Source organism: Bradyrhizobium valentinum (assembly GCF_001440405.1).
Classification (GTDB): domain Bacteria; phylum Pseudomonadota; class Alphaproteobacteria; order Rhizobiales; family Xanthobacteraceae; genus Bradyrhizobium; species Bradyrhizobium valentinum.
Genome location: NZ_LLXX01000172.1, coordinates 18,770 through 39,054, shown reverse-complemented (window position 1 = coordinate 39,054; position 20,285 = coordinate 18,770). Strand labels below are relative to the sequence as shown.

At 63.0% G+C, this 20,285-nt stretch carries 17 protein-coding genes, 1 tRNA gene and 1 pseudogene; 15 read left to right on the top strand and 4 right to left on the bottom strand.

What is annotated here, in order from left to right:
* The 3 genes and pseudogenes from CP49_RS48040 to CP49_RS30435 form a co-directional block, all read left to right on the top strand.
* Positions 1–127, top strand: a pseudogene (locus CP49_RS48040) (SAM-dependent methyltransferase); the annotation flags it as partial.
* 112 nt (positions 128–239) lie between these two features.
* Positions 240–602, top strand: a complete 363-nt coding sequence (locus tag CP49_RS30440; RefSeq protein WP_057853818.1) for a hypothetical protein — start codon at positions 240–242, stop codon at positions 600–602.
* Positions 603–718: 116 nt separating this feature from the next.
* Positions 719–795, top strand: a tRNA-Met gene (locus CP49_RS30435).
* A gap of 186 nt (positions 796–981) precedes the next feature.
* On the opposite strand, the gene CP49_RS30430 is transcribed toward CP49_RS30435, so the two are convergent.
* Positions 982–1,761 carry a DNA-binding transcriptional regulator gene (locus CP49_RS30430; protein ID WP_063791802.1) on the bottom strand — a complete coding sequence of 260 codons (780 nt, stop codon included), beginning with the start codon at positions 1,759–1,761 and terminating at the stop codon, positions 982–984.
* Between the two features lie 138 nt (positions 1,762–1,899).
* On the opposite strand from CP49_RS30430, the gene CP49_RS30425 reads away from it, so the two are divergent.
* Genes CP49_RS30425 through CP49_RS49650 form a run of 8 tightly spaced genes read left to right on the top strand, consistent with a single transcriptional unit; the run spans position 1,900 to position 9,304 of the window.
* Positions 1,900–2,718 carry an HpcH/HpaI aldolase family protein gene (locus tag CP49_RS30425; RefSeq protein ID WP_057853844.1) on the top strand — a complete coding sequence of 273 codons (819 nt, stop codon included), beginning with the start codon at positions 1,900–1,902 and terminating at the stop codon, positions 2,716–2,718.
* Positions 2,702–3,622: a cupin domain-containing protein gene (locus tag CP49_RS30420; RefSeq protein ID WP_057853817.1), complete on the top strand. Its 921-nt coding sequence runs from the start codon at positions 2,702–2,704 to the stop codon at positions 3,620–3,622. The genes CP49_RS30425 and CP49_RS30420 overlap by 17 nt, the downstream gene beginning before the upstream one ends.
* 37 nt (positions 3,623–3,659) lie before the next feature.
* Positions 3,660–4,631, top strand: coding sequence for a DUF6282 family protein (locus CP49_RS30415; RefSeq protein WP_057853816.1), 972 nt, complete (start codon positions 3,660–3,662; stop codon positions 4,629–4,631).
* Between the two features lie 55 nt (positions 4,632–4,686).
* On the top strand, positions 4,687–5,763 hold the full coding sequence (locus CP49_RS30410; protein WP_057853815.1) for an alpha/beta hydrolase: 1,077 nt from the start codon (positions 4,687–4,689) through the stop codon (positions 5,761–5,763).
* A 4-nt stretch (positions 5,764–5,767) separates the two neighbouring features.
* Entirely contained in the window at positions 5,768–6,736 is a 969-nt protein-coding gene (locus CP49_RS30405) for a Bug family tripartite tricarboxylate transporter substrate binding protein (RefSeq protein WP_057853814.1), read from the top strand.
* 19 nt (positions 6,737–6,755) lie between these two features.
* A complete protein-coding gene (locus tag CP49_RS30400) occupies positions 6,756–7,517 on the top strand; it encodes an SDR family NAD(P)-dependent oxidoreductase (RefSeq protein ID WP_057853813.1) in 762 nt (253 codons plus the stop codon).
* A gap of 40 nt (positions 7,518–7,557) precedes the next feature.
* Positions 7,558–8,985 carry an aldehyde dehydrogenase family protein gene (locus CP49_RS30395; RefSeq protein WP_057853812.1) on the top strand — a complete coding sequence of 476 codons (1,428 nt, stop codon included), beginning with the start codon at positions 7,558–7,560 and terminating at the stop codon, positions 8,983–8,985.
* 31 nt (positions 8,986–9,016) lie between these two features.
* Positions 9,017–9,304: a hypothetical protein gene (locus CP49_RS49650; RefSeq protein WP_476695634.1), complete on the top strand. Its 288-nt coding sequence runs from the start codon at positions 9,017–9,019 to the stop codon at positions 9,302–9,304.
* Between the two features lie 5 nt (positions 9,305–9,309).
* On the opposite strand, the gene CP49_RS46385 is transcribed toward CP49_RS49650, so the two are convergent.
* Positions 9,310–9,558, bottom strand: a complete 249-nt coding sequence (locus tag CP49_RS46385; protein WP_057853810.1) for a hypothetical protein — start codon at positions 9,556–9,558, stop codon at positions 9,310–9,312.
* 95 nt (positions 9,559–9,653) lie between these two features.
* On the opposite strand from CP49_RS46385, the gene CP49_RS30380 reads away from it, so the two are divergent.
* Complete coding sequence (locus tag CP49_RS30380) at positions 9,654–11,090, top strand: NAD-dependent succinate-semialdehyde dehydrogenase (protein WP_057853809.1); 1,437 nt, start codon at positions 9,654–9,656, stop codon at positions 11,088–11,090.
* Positions 11,091–11,161: 71 nt separating this feature from the next.
* Here CP49_RS30380 and CP49_RS30375 read toward each other — a convergent pair whose 3' ends face one another.
* Together CP49_RS30375 and CP49_RS30370 are read right to left on the bottom strand one after the other, a co-directional pair.
* Positions 11,162–12,874, bottom strand: a complete 1,713-nt coding sequence (locus CP49_RS30375; protein ID WP_057853808.1) for a bifunctional protein-serine/threonine kinase/phosphatase — start codon at positions 12,872–12,874, stop codon at positions 11,162–11,164.
* 33 nt (positions 12,875–12,907) lie between these two features.
* On the bottom strand, positions 12,908–14,167 hold the full coding sequence (locus CP49_RS30370) for an MFS transporter (RefSeq protein ID WP_057853807.1): 1,260 nt from the start codon (positions 14,165–14,167) through the stop codon (positions 12,908–12,910).
* A 652-nt stretch (positions 14,168–14,819) separates the two neighbouring features.
* On the opposite strand from CP49_RS30370, the gene nirB reads away from it, so the two are divergent.
* Genes nirB through CP49_RS30355 form a run of 3 tightly spaced genes read left to right on the top strand, consistent with a single transcriptional unit; the run spans position 14,820 to position 20,284 of the window.
* Positions 14,820–17,279, top strand: coding sequence for a nitrite reductase large subunit NirB (nirB, locus tag CP49_RS30365; RefSeq protein WP_057853806.1), 2,460 nt, complete (start codon positions 14,820–14,822; stop codon positions 17,277–17,279).
* Positions 17,276–17,611: a nitrite reductase small subunit NirD gene (gene nirD, locus CP49_RS30360; RefSeq protein ID WP_057853805.1), complete on the top strand. Its 336-nt coding sequence runs from the start codon at positions 17,276–17,278 to the stop codon at positions 17,609–17,611. Before nirB ends, nirD begins: the two co-directional genes overlap by 4 nt.
* A 12-nt stretch (positions 17,612–17,623) precedes the next feature.
* Complete coding sequence (locus CP49_RS30355) at positions 17,624–20,284, top strand: nitrate reductase (RefSeq protein WP_057853804.1); 2,661 nt, start codon at positions 17,624–17,626, stop codon at positions 20,282–20,284.
* The last annotated feature ends 1 nt before the right edge of the window (position 20,285 follow it).

The window sequence follows — 20,285 nt, the reverse complement described above, 5'->3', positions numbered from 1 at the left end:
GCGGCCGGAATTCCCCTGGGAACGGCTGACCGACTGGTCCGCCAAACATGGCGGCGTCACCCTGACCGAGCGGCGGCCGATGCCGCCGATGGGACATTTTTCGCTGATCCGTTTTCGGAAAACGTGAAGCAAATAGCGTTTCGAGCGAAGTGGAGGCCGTTTCGCGTTAAGAAAACGCGTCAAGCAAAAAGCGACAGTTTGACTGCGGAACCTCCGTAAGTGCAGGCCGTTTCCCCTGCATGAAACGCGCACTTCTGATGTCATGTGTGTTGATGGCCGCCGCCGACGTGGCAAGGGCACAGGCCCCGCCAAGTCCGACCACGCCGCCGGCCCAGACCGCGCCGCCATCGCCGCAGCGCGCCGCCGATTGCGCACCGATGCAGCCGTTGCCGAAGCCCGGCGAGAAGGCTCCGGAGGGAACAACCACGGGCCAGCGGACCGAGCCGCTAGGCGACAAGCTTGCCCGCTCGGACGGCGTATTGTGTCCGCCCCCAGGCGTCGATCCCGAAATGCACGCCCCTCCGCCGCCGGACGGCGGCAAGACGCCGGTGATTCCGCCGCCCGGCAGCCCCGGCGGCGACCCGACAATCCGGCCGAAATAGCGCCATTTTTGCAAGTGCTTGGCCGGACCGCCGGCTTTGCTTGACAGGTCCGCGACCCACTCCTTATATGCCGCGCGTTCGCGAATGCGGTACAGTGTGCCGTGACGGTGAACCGTGGCGAGGTAGCTCAGCTGGTTAGAGCACGGGAATCATAATCCTGGGGTCGGGGGTTCGAGTCCCTCTCTCGCTACCACGCTCACTCACTGAAATTCTGAAAGTTACTCCCTTTCCGTTGAAGAGTCCGGCATCGATTTCAAGTCGCGCTTGTTGCTGGCGTCGGCTTCCTGGCCTATCGACGCCGCAATCATGCTGCTCTTTCGTAGCCTGATCAGCCAGCCCCATCGGAGCTAAACAGAGACCGCCTTCGGGCGATCTCAACTCACTCCTGCAACGATGAGACGCTTGCCGCAATGTTGTCGGCCAGACCCTTCAGAAGCGGCACGTAGCGCTGGATGACGTCTGTGCGGTCGAGCGCCGATGTGAAGTAGGTCATACCGACGGTGGCGAGCACGCGCCGGTTGACGATGATGGGAATCGCGATCGTGTTCGACGAGCGCGGTTCGACCATTGGGTCGCGTTCGGCGAAGCCTTGCTTGCGGATCGTGGCCAGCAACGACAACGCGCGTTTGCGCTCGGTGGCGAGCTTGTCTTCAGGTTCCTGGGATCGCGTCAGTGCGTCGAGCAGCATCGACCGTTCGCTCACTGGACAGAAGGCCAGATAGGCGCGCCCCAACGCCCGCCCGAGCAGGCTGAGCTGCATATTGAGGGTGCCGTGGAATGGCGAGACCGGGCTGTCGGGAATGGTGCTGAAGCGGACCACGACAGAACTTCTGTCGAGCACGGCGATGGCGATCGGCCAGTGATATTGTCGCGTGAAGGCGATCGCCCACGGGCGCGCGGCCTCCACCACCAGCGGATCGCCGTGAAAGCCGTTGCTCAGCGACTTGACCCGCGAGGCGACCGCGTAGCCTCCCTGCCGCCGATCGTTCGCGGCATAGCCCATTGCGCAGAGTGATTTCATCAACCGCACGACCGTCGATTTCGGCAGCCCAGTCGCCTTGTGCAGGCGGTCGATCGAAGTGACGCGGTGGCGATTGAGCTCCTCCAGCAGCAACAGCGTGCGGGAGGCGGCTTCGACGGTGTCGGATTTGAGTGGCATATCCAGAATTCCACCTGGTGGAACGCAGCGGAATAGCTATGGCCCGCCGGCGTCCTCCCTGCAATGGTTTTCGCCAAGCGCCACGCCGGAGCCCGCCTTCTGAAGGCGGCCCGTGCAGATGGCCGGGGAGGAGCAACCGTGTCCGGAGACGTCGTCAGGCCGCATTTTTCGTCATTCCGCCGCCGCTTCTCCGCGCGGCAGACCGTCGTCGGCTCATTTATCAAGACGCCGACCACGCATGCGACCGAGATATTCGGCGCGCTCGGCTACGATTTCATCGTGATCGACGAGGAGCACGCGCCGATCGATCGCGCGATGACTGATGTCATGTTGCTGGCGGCGCGCGCCAGCAACCTCGCAGGCATCGTGCGGGTGTCGTCGGACGATCCGGCCAAGATCCTGTCCTGCCTGGATTGCGGCGCAGCCGGTGCGCTGGTGCCTCATGTCGCGACGGTCGAGAAGGCGCGCGCGATTGCGGCCGCCACGCGATACCGCGGTGGGCGGCGCGGCTATTCCGGCTCGGCCCGCGCCGGCGCCTATGGCGGCACGCCGATGTGGGCCCTCGTCGACGAACAGGACGCATCGGTCTGCACGATCGCGATGATCGAGGATCCCGAAGCGCTTGATCAGATCGACGCCATCGCTGCCGTCGACGGAATCCACGGGCTCTTTATCGGGCGTGGTGATCTCACCGTTTCCCTCGGCGCCAAATCGTCGGCGGACGCTTCCGTGAAGGACGCGGTTACCAGGGTGATTGCAGCGGCGAAGAAAGTCGCCAAGCCGGTCTGCGTGATGGTCGCGAGCGCGGCGGAAGCCAAGGATTTCGCCGACTTGGGCGCCAGCGCCTTCATCATATCGTCGGATCAGGGCCAGATGCGCCGGGCCGCAGCGCAAACGCTCTCGGACTTCAAAACCCTCGTTCAAACCACGGATGGCTCGCATGTATCACAGCACTGATCCTCGCGCCGCGCTCGCCGCCGCTCCGGTCGGCACGGGACCGGCCGCCACCCACTTTGCGGGCGCTGAGTATGCGAAATTCTACGAAACGCCGCCGGCCGAAAGTCAAAACGGCGCACGCACCTGGTACGCCCGCGGCCAGAACTTCATCATCGCCTATAGCGATGCCGACAAGGGCGCGGTGCTGAGCCGGGCCGACCAACCGGATGAATATGTCGTGCTGCTTCCCGATCCAGGGGCGGGCGCCGAGATCGTGTGGGGTAACGAGCGCAGGGTCGTCAACGGCCATACCATCAGTTTCGTGCCGGCGGGTGCAAGCTCGGTCACGCTGCTCGGCGCCGCCAAGGTGGTGCGCATGATGACGACGCGATCCGAAGATCTCGCCAGGTTGTGCTCCAACGCCGCCTCCTACGCGAAGGCGCATCCCAATCTGCCGCCGTTCGAGCCGTGGCCGGAAGCCGCCGGTGGGCCGAAGATCCGCACCTACAGTCTCGACGTCGCGGCGACGCCGGGCCGGTTCGGGCGCATCTTCCGCTGCTCGACCTTCATGGTGAATTTCCTCGAACCGAGAAACGGCCCGCGCGATCCGAGCAAGATGTCGCCGCACCATCACGACGATTTCGAACAATGTTCGCTGGCGCTGGCCGGCACCTTTGTTCATCACCTGCGCTGGCCCTGGACGACCGACATGGCGCAGTGGCGTAACGACGATCACGAAAGCTGCGGGTCGCCTTCCATCGCTGTGATCCCGCCGCCGGCGATTCACACCTCGCAGGCCGTCGATCCCAAGCTCAATGTTCTCGTCGACATCTTCTGCCCGCCGCGCCTGGATTTTTCGGCGAAGCCGGGCTGGGTGCTGAACGAAGACGATTATCCGATGCCCGCGCAAACCTCCGCCGGGTAAGTCCGCCGTCTGACACGTAACCGAAAGGGCCCTGACCATGGCCGACAAGCAAGTGTCCTATCCGAACACGGTGCCGCTGCCGCCGCTGTTGCGGGCGGCGGAAGTCGCCGAGCTTCTGGTAGGTGCGATCGATCTGCACTGCCATAGCGGGCCGGCGGCCATGCCGCGCATCCTCGATCATCACGAGGAACTGCTCGATGCGGCGGAAGCGAAATTCCGCGCCGTGCTCTACAAGGATCACTTCTATGCCGGCATGGCGCATGCGATCCTCTTGGAGAAGCTGTTCCCCGAAACCAATGTAAAGCTGTTCTCCGGCATTGTGCTGAACAATGCGTCTGGTGGCATCAACCCGCATGCCGTCGACCACGCGATCAAGCTCGGCGCCAAGATCGTCTGGATGCCGACGCTGTCGGCGGCGAACCATATCAAAGCCATGGCGGCCGGAAATTCGACCTTTCCAAAGACCGCGCAGAAGATGCTCGATCCGATTCCGCTTTCCGCGCTCGACGCCAACGGCAAGCTCACGGATGACACCAGGAAGGTCATCGACCTCATTGCCGAAGCTGACATCATCCTGGCCGGTGGGCACCTGCCTGCGAGCGAACTGCACATCCTGTTCGACGAGGCAGCGCGGCGCGGCGTCAAGAAGATGATGGTCAATCATCCGACCTACATCGTCGGCTGCAACGACACCGATATCCGCCAGCTCGTCGCCGGCGGCGTCAAGATGGAACATTCGATCTGCATGTTCATCGAGGGAAAATCCTTGAAGTACAGCCCGGATGATCTCGCGCACCTAATCGAAGTTGCCGGCGTCGACAATACGATTTTGTCGTCCGATCTCGGGCTGCAGGGCTCGCAGCGCCCGGTCGATGGTTTCCGCAGCATCACGCAGATCCTGCTCGATCTGCAGATGCCGCGGCCTGCGATCAGGAAGCTCATCAGCGACAATGCTGCGCGGTTCTTGAATCTACCGGTGACGCAGTCGGCCGCGCAGAACGCCGCCTAGCAAGACAAGCGCGAAGTCCGCGAAAAGCGGCGCGCCCAGGGGAGGGAGGCAGATCATGAATTGCGGTAGAGGCCATTCGAAAGGCTGTCAACGGTTGCAGCCGTTTGCTGCAGCATTGTTGCTTGCCGGACTGAGCAATACGGCCTTCGCTGAAGAGGATCGCAAACCGAAGCCTCCGATCATCCTGGAATCAACGGGCGCGTATGAAGTTGGCGGCAAGGTTGTCACCAAGCCCGGTGATCCAAGCCAGACGCTCTCCTGTGATCATGGTTACGTTGAGTACTTCATCCCGGCGAAAAGGCGCAGCGTCGGCCTGATCATGTGGCACAGCTCCAGCACGAAGGTGTGGGAGAACCGCTGGGACGGGGGCGAAGGTTACAAGAGCATTTTCCTGCGCAAGGGGTATCCGGTTTATCTGTGGGACGGCCCGCGCGTCGGTCGCGCGAACTGGAGCTGCGAGCCGATCACCTACACGCCTGACTATTTCGATCAGCGCAACTTCGCCGCCTGGCGTTTCGGCCTCACCTATTTGAACTGGCATCCGGGTCTGCAGTTTCCGACGGCCGATCGGGAAGCCTGGAACCAGGCGACGCGCGCCCGTTACGACGAGTTCGATACGCTCGAGAACGCATTGTTGCAGGCGGAGGCCGGTGGTCAGGCCATCGACAAGGTTGGCCCCATCGTTGCCGTCACCAATTCCGCGGGCGGCTGGCGTGCGCTGTTGTCGGCGCTCAAGGCAAAGAGCGACAACATGAAGGGCATCGTTGCCTATGAGACGCCGGGCTTCATCTTCCCGGAGGGCGAGGGACCCGAGCCCAAGCCGAGCGCGCCGTACGGTCCCAATTCCGTGCCGCTGGCGGAGTTCAAGAAGCTGACGAAGTTTCCGATCCAGATGGTGTTCGGCGACTACACCGACACGCGTCCCATCTGGGCCACCTCGGTCAAGGTGGCGCGGACCTTCTGCGATATCGTTAATCGGCACGGCGGAGATTGCGAGGTCCTGCTGCTTCCTGACGCTGGCTTGCGCGGTAACACGCACATCGCCTTTGCCGATCTCAACAACGAAGCCGTTGCGGACGAACTATCCAAATGGTTGCACCGCAAGGGCCTCGACAAGTTTGCCGGAGAATAAGCGCATGCGCCTGCTCACTTTCGGCCTTCTGGGGCTCGCACTTGCTCTTGCGCCGTGTCACCGCGCCGTCGCGCAAGAGTGGCCGGATCGCCCGGTCACCATGATTGTGCCGTTCCCGGCTGGCGCCGCCGTTGATACCCTCGCACGCGCCGTCGCCAATATGCTGAGCGAAAACTTCGGCAAGCAGTTCATCGTCGAGAACCGCGCAGGCGCGGGCGGCAATCTCGGCGGAGCGTCGGTCGCCAAGGCGACTGCCGATGGCTATACGTGGCTATTCGGAACGCCGGCGCCGATCGCGCTCAACAAATTCATGTATAAGGGCCTGGCTTACGACTCCGAGCGAGACTTCACGCCGGTCGTGCTCGTCGCCAAGTCTCCAATGATCATTGCGGCGACATCGGACTTTCCGGCGAAGACGCTTCCCGACCTGATCGCCTATGCCAAGCAGAACCCCGGCAAGGTCAATGTCGGCGTTCCCGGCAACGGCACGCTCGGACACATTACCTCGGCGCTGATTCAGCAGTTTGCCGGCGTGGACATGACGCACGTGCCTTATCGCGGCTCAGCGCCGCTGATCACGGACCTGCTGGGAGGACAAGTCAACGTCGCCATGGATTTCATGCCGACCTATCTGCCGCTGGTGGCCGGCGGCAAGATTCGCGCACTGGCGGTGACGACGAGCCAGCGCGTCGCGCAACTGCCCGATGTGCCGACGGTGCAGGAAGCGGGATTTAAGGGGTTCGAGGCGACCGCGTGGTACGCGATCGTCGCGCCGACCGGTACGCCGCCTGAGATCGTGAGCAAGATGAACAATGCAGTGAACGCCTTCCTGGAAAGCGACAAGGGCAAGTCCGTCCTCGCGCAAAACGCCCTGCAAGGCGTTGGAGGCTCTCCGGAAGACCTCAAGGCGTTTGTCGCCGGCGAACTCGCCAAATGGGGGCCCGTGATCGCGGCCGCAAAGATCACGATGTAGCAAGGCGAGGCCGCCGTAAATGACTGGCATTGAAATTCCTGCGCTGTCGATCCCGAAGGTCGCGCTCGTCACCGGCGGCAGCAGCGGTATCGGCAAGGCAACCGCGGCGCGCCTTGCCGCCATGGGGTCCGCTGTCGTGGTCGGCTACAATAGTCGCCGCGCACTGGCGGAGGAGGTGGTCGGCGGGCTGCAGGGCAGCGGACATCTCGCCATGCGTATCGCAATCGACGATCAGGCTTCGATCGCCGAGGCCGCAGCAGTGGTGGACAAGCAGCACGGGCGGCTCGATGTGCTCGTCAACTGCGGAGGCGCCACCACCCCTGTGCCCGCCAGTGATCTCCAGGGACTGACCGACGATATCTTCGACCGAACCGTTACGCTCAATCTGCGCGGGCCATTCGCCATGGTTCGCGGCTTCCGTCCCTTGCTGGAACGCGGCAGCGGGGCGGCAATCGTGAACATTTCGTCGATCGCGGCGCGTACGGGCTTGGGCAGCAGCCTCGCGTATCTGGCTGCAAAGGCGGGCGTCGACGCGCTCACGATCGCGCTCGCGAAAGTGCTTGCGCCGCGCATCCGCGTGTTCTCCGTGTCGCCGGCCGGCGTCGATACGGATTTCGTCGCGGGCCGGACTCGCGAACAGTTGCAGAAAACCGCTGAGAGATTGCCGCTGGCCCACGTCACCACGCCCGACGATGTCGCCAAGGCTGTGATTGCCTGCATCGTCAATCTGACCAGCTCGACGGGAATTGTGGTGCCGGTGGATGAAGGCAGGCACCTCTGACGGAGCAACCACGCCGTCGTGCTGATGTCATGGATAAGGAATGATGGAAAAACTGAAGTTCTATATCGACGGTGCCTGGGTCGATCCGGCGGCGCCGTCAACCCTCGGAATAGTCAATCCCGCGACGGAGGAGACCTTCGCGCAGATCAGTCTGGGCTCCCGTCAGGATGTGGATCGGGCCGCCAAGGCAGCTCGCCGCGCATTCGCGACCTATTCCGAAGCAAGCGTCGAACAGCGCCTGTCCTGGCTTCAGAAGATCATCGAGGGCTTTAGGGCGCGTCTACCGGAACTGGCACGGACGATGACCCTCGAAATGGGCGCGCCTATCACGTTTGCGACCCAGCGTCAGGCAACCGTCGCGCTCTTTCACTTCGAAGAAGCTGCGCGCGTGCTTGCACAATACCGGTTTGAGGAGCGGATGGGGAACGGGATCATCCGCCGCGAACCGGTCGGTGTCTGCGGGCTGATCACGCCGTGGAACTGGCCGCTGAACCAGGTCGCCTCCAAGGTCGCGCCGGCGCTCGCAACCGGCTGCACTGTCGTTCTGAAACCCAGCGAGATCGCGCCGCTCAGCGCGATGTTGTTTGCGGAGATCGTCGACGACGCTGGTGTCCCGGCCGGCGTCTTCAATCTCGTCAACGGCGACGGACCCACGGTGGGCGAGGCGATCGCCGCCCACCCCGACATCGACATGGTGTCTTTCACCGGCTCGACAACGGCCGGCGTCAGAGTGGCCAAGCTTGCGGCCGATACGGTCAAGCGCGTCGCGCAGGAACTGGGCGGAAAGTCTGCCAATATCATCCTCGCCGATGCCGACCTGAAAGCCGCTGTGATCGAGGGCGTTCACGCCTGCTACACAAACGCCGGCCAGAACTGCCAGTCTCCCACCCGCATGCTTGTCCCTCGCGCGCGGCGGGAGGCGGCGTTCGAGGCTGCGCGTGAGGCTGTCGACACCATTCGCCTGGGCGATCCGCTCGATCCAGCGTCCACCATGGGCCCGCTGGTGAGCCAGACGCAGTTCGAGAAAGTTCAAAATCTTATCCAGTCTGGCGTCGATGAGGGGGCCACTCTGGTGGCTGGCGGAATGGGGCGGCCGGCCGAAATCAACCGTGGATACTACGTTCGCCCGACCGTCTTTGGCGATGTGACGCCGCAAATGCGGATTGCCCGCGAGGAGATCTTCGGCCCCGTGCTGTCTATCATGAGCTACGATACAGAGGAGCAGGCGATCGAAATCGCCAATGACACGCCGTTCGGATTGGCGGGCTTCGTGCAGTCCAGAGACCTTGACCGCGCCCGCGCTGTCGCCAACCGCATTCGCGCCGGGCGCGTTTACCTCAACGGTGCTCCGTTCGACCGCAGCCTGCCTTTCGGAGGCTATAAGCAGTCCGGCAATGGGCGGGAGTTCGGCGTTTTCGGATTCGAAGAATATCTCGAGGTGAAGGCGATCGTCGGCTGCCGGGACTGATGGCGTTGCTGAGCCGCGCCCAGCGGGGCTCATGCTCAAATCAACTGAACTGCACTCCGACGCGGTACTCTCTGCGCCATACAACGCGGCATGGAAGCCGCAAACGGTCATCCGGGATGATCAATGTGAATTCATCGGGAATGCGGAGAAAATCGGAAAACTCCAGCGCTGCACCGGTGCTGGATATGTCGCGAATAACGCATGGATACTTGTCGCCGCCATAGTCCATCTTGGCAGCTTTCATAATTTTAACGCGTGGCGCAACCCGAGTTTCGACCACCGCAATATTCCTGATTTAAATACTCTCCTTATGGCATAGTTACGTTAATGAGCTCCTAAACAGGCAGCTATCGGCGGCGCGACTACGCGCGCGACATCGGCGCTCAGGCTGGCCAACCACTCGGCGAAGGCGCGGCCAAGGCCTCGGCCCGCGCCGGTAACCAGCGCAACCTTGCCCTCGATGCCCGCGCGGCGTCGTGTTGTGCCATGGTATCTTCCTCTGGTATGAGTCAGCGGCCGGATCAGGCCGATGGTGATCGCCTGCACGTCGGTCGCCGAACGATGTCCGCTCATTCAGGGCCGGTCAAGCTTCCGCCAAAAAGGCGCTTGATCTCCCGACCACCCATTCGCAGATTGGCGGCAACCACAAAACGCTCGAGGAGAAATTCGTGGCTTATTCGAATACCCAACTGTTCATCAACGGCAAATGGCGTCCGAGCCAGTCGGGCAGGACCATCGCCGTGCTCAACCCGGCGACCGAGGAAACTATCGGCACCGTGGCCCATGCCGATCGCGCCGATCTCGACGAGGCGCTGGAAGCGGCCGCCAAGGGTTTCAAGGTCTGGCGGGCGGTGGCGCCGTTCGAGCGCTGCAGGATCATGCGCAAGGCGGCGGCGATCATGCGCGAGCGCAATGACGAGATCGCGCCGCTGCTGACGATGGAGCAAGGCAAGACGCTGGCGGAAGCCAAGATGGAAGCGATGGCGGCAGCCGACGTCATCGAGTGGTTCGCCGAGGAAGCCAAGCGCGCCTATGGAAGGGTGATTCCGGCGCGCGGCCCCGGCATCTACCAGATCGCGGTCAAGGAGCCGGTCGGCCCGGTCGCGGCTTTCACGCCGTGGAATTTTCCGATCAACCAGGTCGTTCGCAAGCTTTCCGCGGGCCTTGCGGCGGGCTGCTCGATCATCGTCAAGGCGCCGGAAGAAACGCCGGCATCTCCAGCGCAACTGATCAAGGCGTTCGTCGATGCGGGCGTGCCTGATGGCGTCATCAACCTGGTCTATGGCGTGCCGTCAGAGATTTCGGAATATCTCATTCCGCATCCGGTGATCCGCAAGATCTCGTTCACCGGGTCGACCGTCATCGGCAAGCAGCTCTCCGCATTGGCGGGCCTGCACATGAAGCGCGCCACCATGGAACTGGGCGGCCACGCGCCGGCAATCGTGTTCAAGGACGCCGATGTGTCATCAGCGGCGAAAATTCTGGCGGCGGCGAAGTACCGCAATGCCGGCCAGGTCTGCATTTCGCCGACGCGCATGCTGGTTCAGGATGACGTGTTCCGCGAATTCGTCGACAAGTTCGTTGAGGGCGCCAAGTCGATGAAGGTCGGCAATGGCCTGGACCCGGACTCGAAGATGGGTTCGCTCGCCAATCCGCGCCGTGTCACCGCCATCGAGGGCATGGTGCAGGATGCGGTGGGCAAGGGCGCCAAGCTCGAGACCGGCGGCCACCGCGTCGGCAACAAGGGATACTTCTACGAACCGACCGTGGTCAGCGACGTGCCGAAGGATGCGCGTGCCATGAACGAGGAGCCCTTCGGGCCGCTGGCGCTGATCTCCCGCTTCTCCACCTTCGACGAGGTGGCCGAGGAAGCCAACCGCTTGCCGTTCGGTCTGGCGTCGTACGCCTTCACCAGTTCGACCAAAACAGCGACTGCGATCGGCGCTGCCATCGAAGCCGGCATGGTCTCGATCAACAGCTTTGGCCTGGCGCTGCCCGAAGTGCCGTTCGGTGGCGTGAAGGATTCCGGCTACGGCTCGGAGGGCGGCACCGAGGCGATGGAAGGCTACTTCAACACCAAGTTCATTACCCAGACCGGGGTGTGAACCAGGCCGCGAAGCCAACGCGGTTTGCTTCGCCCACGTGATATGGCCCGACGCTCCTCCGGAGCGTCGGGCTAATTTCTTACTATCCATGCAAGAAGCAAAACGACCAGCACGATCAGGCCTGCCGACAGGCTTTTCCAGAACACGAGCGGATCGCGCTCGTAGAGCGAGCGTCGCGCCGCGACGGCGGGCTTCGCCCACATCGCGCCGTTTTCGAGCTCGTGCGAGAACTCGATGACGTCGCCGTAGCGCTGCGCCGGATCGACGTTGAGCGCCTTGCCGACCACTGCGTCCAGCCAGGCCGGCAGATCGGGGCGGTAGCGCGAGAGGTAGGCGGGCTTGCCGAAGCGGGGTCGCGAGAAAGGCTCGATCTCGCCATAGGGATAGGCGGCGGTGAACATCCGGTACACGGTGACGCCGAGCGCATAGAGATCCGAAAACTCATCGCCGGGCCGCCCGCCGAAGAGCTCGGGCGCCATGTAGCTCGGTGTGCCCGGAATATCCTCGGCCGGGAAATCCTCGAGCAGCGGCACGCGTGCGACGCCGAGGTCGACCAGCCGCAATCCGCCGGCCTTCAACAGGATCACGTTATCAGGCTTGATGTCGCGATGGATGATGCCGGCCCGGTGCAGGGTCGCGACCGCGCGCGCCAGCTTGGTCGCAATCCCGATGCCTTCGGCGAGCGAAAGTTGCGGCGACCGATTAAGCCGCTGTTCCAGCGTCTCACCTTCGTAAAGCGGCATCACCGAATAGAGGCGGGTCTGGCGCTCGGCGGGCAGTTCGATGATCTCGCCGATCCACAGGCTTCGAACGCGAGCGGCGACCCACGCCTCGCGAACAAAGGCGAGGCGATAGGAGCCCTCGCTGGCCACGCGAGGATGAGGAAATTTCAGCACGAGTTCGCGGCCCTGCCGCTTGTCGATCGCCTTGAAGAGCCGGCTGTAGCGGCCATCCGACAAAATTTCGCCGAGCGTGAAATCGTCGATGACGTCGCCCGGTTCGGGCAGATCCAGGATAGGAAGCGTCGCGATCGAGTGGGTGAGCTCGTCGCGGTCGGCGGGCGGCAGGTCGACGACGTCGAGCACCAGCGCGGTCATGTTGTCGCTGGAGCCGGCATCCAGCGCCGCGTCGACCAGCGCGCGCGCGGATTCTTCCGGTGATGTTCGTTCGCTCAACAGCACCTTCAGCCGGTGGTCGGCCAGCACGCCATGAACGCCGTCGCTGCAGATCAGAAGCCTGTCGTGCTGGCGCAGTCCGACCGTCGCGTAATCGAAGCGGGCGAAATCCTCGAAACCAATCGCGCGGTTGAGCAGATGAGCCAGATCGCCGCGTCCGGCGATGTGGTCCGTCGTCAGCCGCTCCAGACGCCCCTCGCTCAGGCGGTAGGCGCGGGTATCGCCGATGTGAATAACGTGGCAAAGCCGCCGCGACAAGATGATCGACGAGAAGGCGCAGCTCATGCCGCTGAGCAGGGGGTCGGTGCGGCCCTGCGTGTAGATCCAGCTATTGGCGGCTTCCAGCGAACGCGAGGCGCGGCGGCGCACGCCGAGCGTTTCTGGGAGGGAATAATAGGCGTCGATGAAGCAGCGAACCGCGAGCTCGGCGGCTTCGCGCCCGCCCTTGTGTCCGCCGACGCCGTCGGCGACGGCGGCGACAATATCGCGGTTGGTCGCACCCGCGCGGCCAACGCAAGTCCCGACGTAATCCTCATTGGCGGAGCGCTTGCCGGTCTCGCTGACGAAGCCGACGCGAACCCCGAGATTTCGTTGCGAACCGATCGTCACCCGCGAAGCCTGCCGAGTTTGCAGCGCTGGTCGTCAGACCCGCGCTCCCGATGCCGCGCCCCATGTGGTGCGCCAGCGGACCTTGACCATGGCAAGTCCCAGGAAACCAAGCAACGCCAGCAGGCCGAAAAACAGGAAGCCTGCACCGAATCCGCCAGTCATTGCCTTGGATACGCCAAGCGCCTTGGCAAGGAAAAAGCCGCCGATGCCGCCGGCGCAGCCGACCATGCCGGTCATCAGGCCGATCTCCTGACGGAAGCGGAGTGGAATGAGCTGAAACACAGCGCCATTGCCCATGCCGAGCGCGAGGACTCCGATGGAGAACAGCAACACCGACATCCAGGCGATCCGCGGCATCTGGGTGAGCGCCCAGCCCGCGGGCGTTGGCGCGGCCGGTCCTTCCGGCATGAAGGCGATGGCGACATAGGCCGCCACGACGACTCCAAACAGCATCGACAACGAGCGGATGCCGCCGATGCGGTCGGCGATCAGGCCGCCGACCGGTCGGAAACCCGAACCGAAGGCGACGATCAAGGAAACCAGCAGGCCCGCCGCAACGCCTGATACGTGATATTGCACGGTGAAATACAGCGGCAACGCGTTGGCCAGCCCGACGAAGCCGCCGAAGGTGATGAAGTAGAAGAACATGAACCATCGGCTGTCGGGATCGCGCAGCAACCCACCATAAGCCTTCAGCGAAATCGGTTTCCGCTCTCCGGGCGCATCCTTGGCGGCATAGGCATAGTAGGCGAGGATCAGCAACATCGGGACGAGCAGCACGCCGAATACGGCTTGCCAACCCCAGTATTCTGCGATCGTCGGTGCGAACATCGTATCGAGCACGACACCCATGTTGCCGGCGCCGGCGATCCCCATCACCACGCCCTGATACTGCGGCGGGTACCAGCGGCTTGCCTGCGGCAGCGCTACCGCGAACGAAGCGCCACCGATGCCGAGCGCAAGGCCGAATAACTCCACCGACAGCTTGCTCGGAAGTCCGAAGTAGCAGACCCAGCCGGTCGCGGCGATGACGACGAGTTGCGCGACAATTCCGGTCTGTTTGGCGCCGAACAGATCGGCGAAAATGCCCATCGGCACCCGCAGCAACGCGCCGGCCAGAACAGGGATGGCGACGAGCGTGAACTTCTCATCGACGGCAAGATTCATGTCGTGCACGATGTAGACGATCAACGGACCGAGGGCGACCCAAGCCATGAAGCTTATGTCGAAATAGAGAAAGGCGGCGAGCAGCGTGGGCCAGTGGCCGGCCTTCTTGAATTCAGCAAACTTCATCGAGCAGCCTCGAACATCGGCGCGTGATACCGCGCAGTCGCGCAGTGATCTCGGCACAAAGGAACGGAATGTTGGGAAGCGAGTCGTCTCGTCGTTGAGACGCACTACTGGTCTCAACGTCAGCAATTCGTGTGCCAGAAACATCGAGCACGCCACTTTGCGTTTATTTGCAGTGCCTTGCCAGGCGCCGAGAAACTGCCGCGAATCCGGCCGCTGCTCTGTTTGTCGGCAAGAACAGCCGCTCGAACGTGCAGTGTGGTGTTTTATTATGCTGAGCCAAATATTAACGGAAAGGCGAGGCTGAAAAGCCGCTGTTCCGCGGATGCCATTTGCGGGGGCGAGCTGACGCCGGATTATTGGCGAATATTCGCATTGTGCACAATGCATAACCCGCATGGGTGATTTTTTGGGCATTCGTGCACGCGAAAGGGCCGCCAATTAACGATTCACCGGCTGAAGCTGCGCGCTGCGCCCGAAAAACCACGGGTCCGGCGTTGGCACGCCTCTTGAATACGTAAAATATCGATCGTCATAGTCGACGGTCCGCTGCCCGCCGATGGGCGTTCCCAATCAATCAATACTTTTTGCCGATCGACGATGCAGGGCTGCGTCGCTGAGAGGGACCATCGGAACCTGGATTAGAAGGCAGAGCATGCTCGAGAAAATAAACAAGCAAAAGTTGGTGGTGATCGGCAACGGTATGGCCGGCATCCGCACGGTCGAAGTGTTGCTGGACCGTGCGCCCGATCTCTACGACATCACCGTCTTCGGCTCCGAGCCGTACGGCAACTACAACCGAATCTTGTTGTCGCCTGTGCTCGCCGGCGAGAAGACCGTCGACGACATCATGCTCAACACCGAGCAATGGTACGAGGATAACGGGATCACGCTGCGCAAGGGCGAAATGATCGAGATGATCGATCGCCGAACCTGCGAAGTCGTCACCGTGGAAGGCGCGCGGGTACCCTACGATCGCCTGCTGATCGCCACCGGCTCGAACCCGATCATGTTGCCCCTCCCGGGCAAGGACCTCCCGGGCGTCATCGGCTTTCGCGACATTCAGGACGTCGAGCACATGGTTCAGGCCTCGACGAGCTACAAGAATGCCGTCGTGATCGGCGGCGGCCTGCTCGGCCTCGAAGCCGCCAACGGCTTGATGAAGCGCGGCATGAACGTCACCGTCGTGCATCTGCTCGACACGCTGATGGAGCGTCAGCTCGATCAGGTCGCGGGTGGATTGCTGCGCAAGTCGCTGGAAGAGCGCGGCATGGTGTTCAAGATGCCCGCGCAGACGCAGGCGATCCTTGGTGAGGATCGCGTGACCGGCGTGCGCTTTGCCGACGGCGAGGAGATCCCGGCTGATCTGGTCGTGATGGCGGTCGGCATCCGCCCGAATGTCGAACTGGCGCGCAAGGCAGGCCTCTATTGTGAGCGCGGCATCGTCGTCTCCGACACCATGCAGACCTACGACGGGCGGATCTATGCCGTCGGTGAATGCGTGCAGCACCGCCGGCAGACCTACGGCCTCGTGGCTCCCTTGTTCGATCAGGCCAAGGTTTGCGCCAACCATCTCGCCATGAAGGGCTTCGCCACCTATGACGGTTCGGTGGTTTCGACCAAATTGAAGGTGACCGGGATCGACCTGTTCTCCGCCGGTGATTTCGCGCCGGGTGCGGACAAGGAAGAGATCGTCATGCAGGACGCCTCCCGCGGCGTCTACAAGCGGATTATTCTGCGCGACAAGAAGATCATCGGCGCCGTGCTCTATGGCGATACCATTGACGGCCCGTGGTACTTCCAGCATCTGCGGGACGGCACCGACGTTTCGCAAATGCGCGAGCGGCTGGTGTTCGGCGCCGCCAATCTCGGCGATGGTGGCCATAGCGGCAAGAACTCGGTCGCCGCCATGAGCGACGAAGCGGAAATCTGCGGATGCAACGGCGTCTGCAAGGGTACGATCGTCAAGGCGATCAGCGAAAAGAAACTCTTCACGATCGACGACGTGCGCGCCCATACCAAGGCATCGTCGTCGTGCGGCTCATGCACCGGCCTGGTCGAGCAGGTTCTCGCTTTCACGCTCGGCGGCGACTATTCGGCAGCGCCGAAGGTCAAGCCGATGTGTGCGTGCACCGATCACAGCCATGATGACGCGCGTCGCGTCATCATCGAGAACGGGTTGAAGACCATCCCCGATGTCATGAAGTTTATGGACTGGAAGACGCCGAACGGATGCCACTCCTGCCGGCCTGCCTTGAACTACTATCTGCTCGCCACCTGGCCCGGTGAGTATCGCGACGATCAGCAGTCGCGCTACATCAACGAACGCGTTCACGCCAACATCCAGAAGGACGGCACGTATTCGGTCGTGCCGCGGATGTGGGGCGGCGTCACGACGCCGGATGAATTGCGCGCCATCGCCGACGTTGCGGATAAATTCAAGATTCCGACTGTCAAGGTAACCGGCGGACAGCGCATCGATCTCCTCGGCGTGAAGAAGGAGGATCTGCCCGCGGTCTGGGCCGACCTCAATGATGCGGGCATGGTATCGGGCCACGCCTATGCCAAGGGTTTGCGCACGGTGAAGACCTGCGTCGGTTCGGAATGGTGCCGTTTCGGCACGCAGGATTCGACCGGTCTCGGCATCAAGATCGAAAAATTCATGTGGGGCTCATGGACGCCGGCCAAGGTGAAGCTTGCGGTATCAGGTTGTCCGCGCAACTGCGCGGAGGCGACCTGCAAGGACGTCGGCGTCGTCTGCGTCGATTCCGGTTTCGAGATCCATTTCGCCGGCGCCGCCGGTCTTCATATCAAGGGGACCGAATTCCTGACCAAGGTTTCGACCGAGGAGGAGACGCTCGAAATCATCGCCGCGCTGACCCAGCTCTATCGTGAGCAGGGCTGGTATCTCGAGCGCATGTACAAGTGGTGCGATCGGATCGGTCTCGATGCCATCCGCAAGCAGGTGGTCGACGACGTCGCCAATCGCAAGGCGCTGTTCGGCCGCTTCGCCTATTCGCAGCAATTCTCGCAGAGCGATCCGTGGGCGGCGCGCGCCCAACGCGGCGTCGACCGCAACGAATTCACCCCGCTGGCGGAGCTGGAACTCGCATGACGAAATGGATCGAAATCGGGGCGCTGAACGATATTCCCGTTCTCGGCTCGCGCGTCGTGCGGACGGCGTCCGGAGACATTGCGGTATTTCGAACTGCCGACGACGAGGTGTTCGCGCTCGATGATCGCTGTCCGCACAAGGGCGGACCGCTGTCGCAAGGCATCGTCCACAACAAGCGCGTCACCTGTCCGCTGCACAATTTCGTCATTGAGCTCAAGAGCGGAACGGCGGTCGCGCCCGATGAGGGATGTACCCGCGCGCATCCGACCAAGGTGGAGAACAACACCGTCTGGCTTTGTATCCAGACGGCGGCGGCCGTTCCCGCCGAGTGAGGGTGATCGCCCGTGCCAGTGAAGACAACCTGTCCGTATTGCGGCGTCGGCTGCGGCGTCATCGCTGACAGGGATGCCGCTGACACAGTGACCGTCCGGGGCGATCCGCTTCATCCCGCCAATTTTGGACGGCTATGTGGGAAAGGCTCGGCGCTCGCCGAGACCATCGGCCTCGAGGGGCGTTTGCTCGCGCCTGTGATCAACGGGCAGGAAACGAGCTGGGATACGGCGCTCGACCATATCGCGGACAGATTCAGCAGAACCGTCCGCGAGCATGGACCGGATTCGATCGCCTTCTACGTGTCCGGCCAGATTCTCACCGAGGACTATTACGTCATCAACAAGCTCGCCAAGGGCTTCATCGGCACCGCCAACATCGACACCAATTCCCGGCTGTGCATGGCGTCGAGCGTGGCGGGCCACAAGCGTGCGTTCGGCAGCGACACCGTTCCGGGCTGTTATGAGGATCTCGAAACCGCCGATCTTCTGGTCCTGGTCGGCTCCAACGCGGCCTGGTGCCATCCGATCCTTTACCAGCGCATGACGGCCGCCAAGGCCAACAATCCCGCATGCCGCATTGTCGTCATCGATCCGCGGCGGACCGCGACGTGCGATGGCGCCGATCTGCATTTGCCGCTTCGATCGGGCAGCGATTCGGTGCTATTCAATGGCTTGCTCGCGCATCTTGCATCGCGCAATGCCGTCGACGGCGCGTTCGTGGATGAATTCACCACGGGCGCCGAAGCCGCGCTGCGGCAGGTTGCCGGCCAGACGGTCGCACAGACCGCCGCCATCTGCGGCCTGGCCGAGGGCGCAGTGGCGTTGTTCTTCGACTGGTTTGCGAAAACCGAACGGGTCGTCACCCTTTATTCGCAGGGCGTCAACCAGTCGAGCAGCGGCGTCGACAAGGTCAATTCGATCATCAACTGTCATTTGTTGACCGGCCGTATCGGGCGGCCCGGCATGGGCCCGTTCTCGCTGACCGGACAACCCAACGCCATGGGCGGCCGGGAAGTCGGCGGGCTGGCCAATCAACTTGCCGCCCATATGGAGATCGAGAACCCGCAACACCGCGATATCGTGCAACGCTTCTGGCGTTCACCGGTTATCGCGGACAAGCAGGGCCTGAAGGCCGTCGACATGTTCGACGCGATCGCAGACCGGCGTATCAAAGCGGTCTGGATCATGTCCACCAATCCGCTGGTCAGCCTGCCGGACGCCGATCGCGTTCGCGCCGCGCTCGATGCGTGCGACCTTGTCGTCGTCTCCGATTGCATGCGGCATACCGACACCACGCGTCATGCCCATGTATTGCTGCCTGCGCTTACCTGGGGCGAAAAGGACGGCACCGTCACCAACTCCGAACGCCGCATCTCCCGACAACGGCGGTTTCTGCCGGCGCCCGGCGCTGCAAGGGCCGATTGGCAGGCCGTCTGCGACGTCGCCCGGCGCATGGGTTTTTCGGGATTCGATTACCCGAACGCTGCCGCGATCTTCCGCGAGCACGCGAGACTCTCCAGTTTCGAGAACGAGGGGACACGCGATTTTGATCTGTCTGCCCTGAATACGCTCGATGATCGCGCCTACGATGCGCTTACCCCGATTCAGTGGCCGGTGACGCGCGAATATCCGACCGGCACGCCGCGGATGTTCGAGACAGGCGAATTCTTCACCGCCGACCGCAAGGCCCGCTTCGTGCCGGTAACGCCGCGTGCTGCCGTGAACGCGACCAGCCGCGACTATCCGCTGGTGCTCAATACCGGGCGGGTCCGCGATCAATGGCACACCATGACGCGGACCGGAAAATCGCCGCGGCTGCTGGCACACGTGTTCGAGCCTTATGCTGAATTCCATCCCGACGATGCGCGCATGACCGGCGTCGAGAATGGCGGACTCGCGCGACTGACGAGCCCCTGGGGCGAGATGGTGGCGCGCGTGGTCATCACCGCCGAGCAGCGGCGCGGCTGCGTGTTCGTGCCGATGCACTGGAACGGCGAATATGCCGGCGACGGCCGCGTCAACGCGCTGGTCAATCCGGCGACCGATCCGATCTCCGGGCAGCCTGAGTCCAAGCACACGCCAGTCAAGGCGGCAGCTTACTTGCCGAAATGGCATGCCTTCATCCTCAGTCGCCAGGAGATCGAACGTCCCGCCGCGGGTTACTGGGTCGGCGGGCTTTCGGGGACGTGCTGGCGGATGGAGCTCGGCGGCGACGAGCGGCCGCCGAGCTGGCGCGATTGGGCGCGGGCGCAGCTCCGTGTCGGATATGACGACATCGAGTGGATCGCCTATCGCGATCCGAAGGTCGGCCGTTACCGCTACGCAGCCGTTCGCGACGGCCGGCTGGAAGGTTGCGTATTCATCGCACCCGATCACAAGCTGGTCTCGCGGTCGTGGCTGTCCGGCCTGTTCGCAGAACCCGCGTTGTCGATGAATGCGCGGATGTCGCTGCTGACCGGGCAGCCGCTCGATACCGGCGAGGATATCGGGCCAATCGTCTGCTCGTGCTTCGGCGTCGGGCAGCACCAGATCTCGGCCCAAATCCGAAAAGGGGCAGCCAGCGTCGAGGCCGTCGGCCGACTTTTGAAGGCCGGTACCAATTGCGGTGCCTGCAAGCCGGAGATCGGCAAGCTGTTGCGCGGCGCAGCCGTGCGGGATCCGCACGCGGCATGAG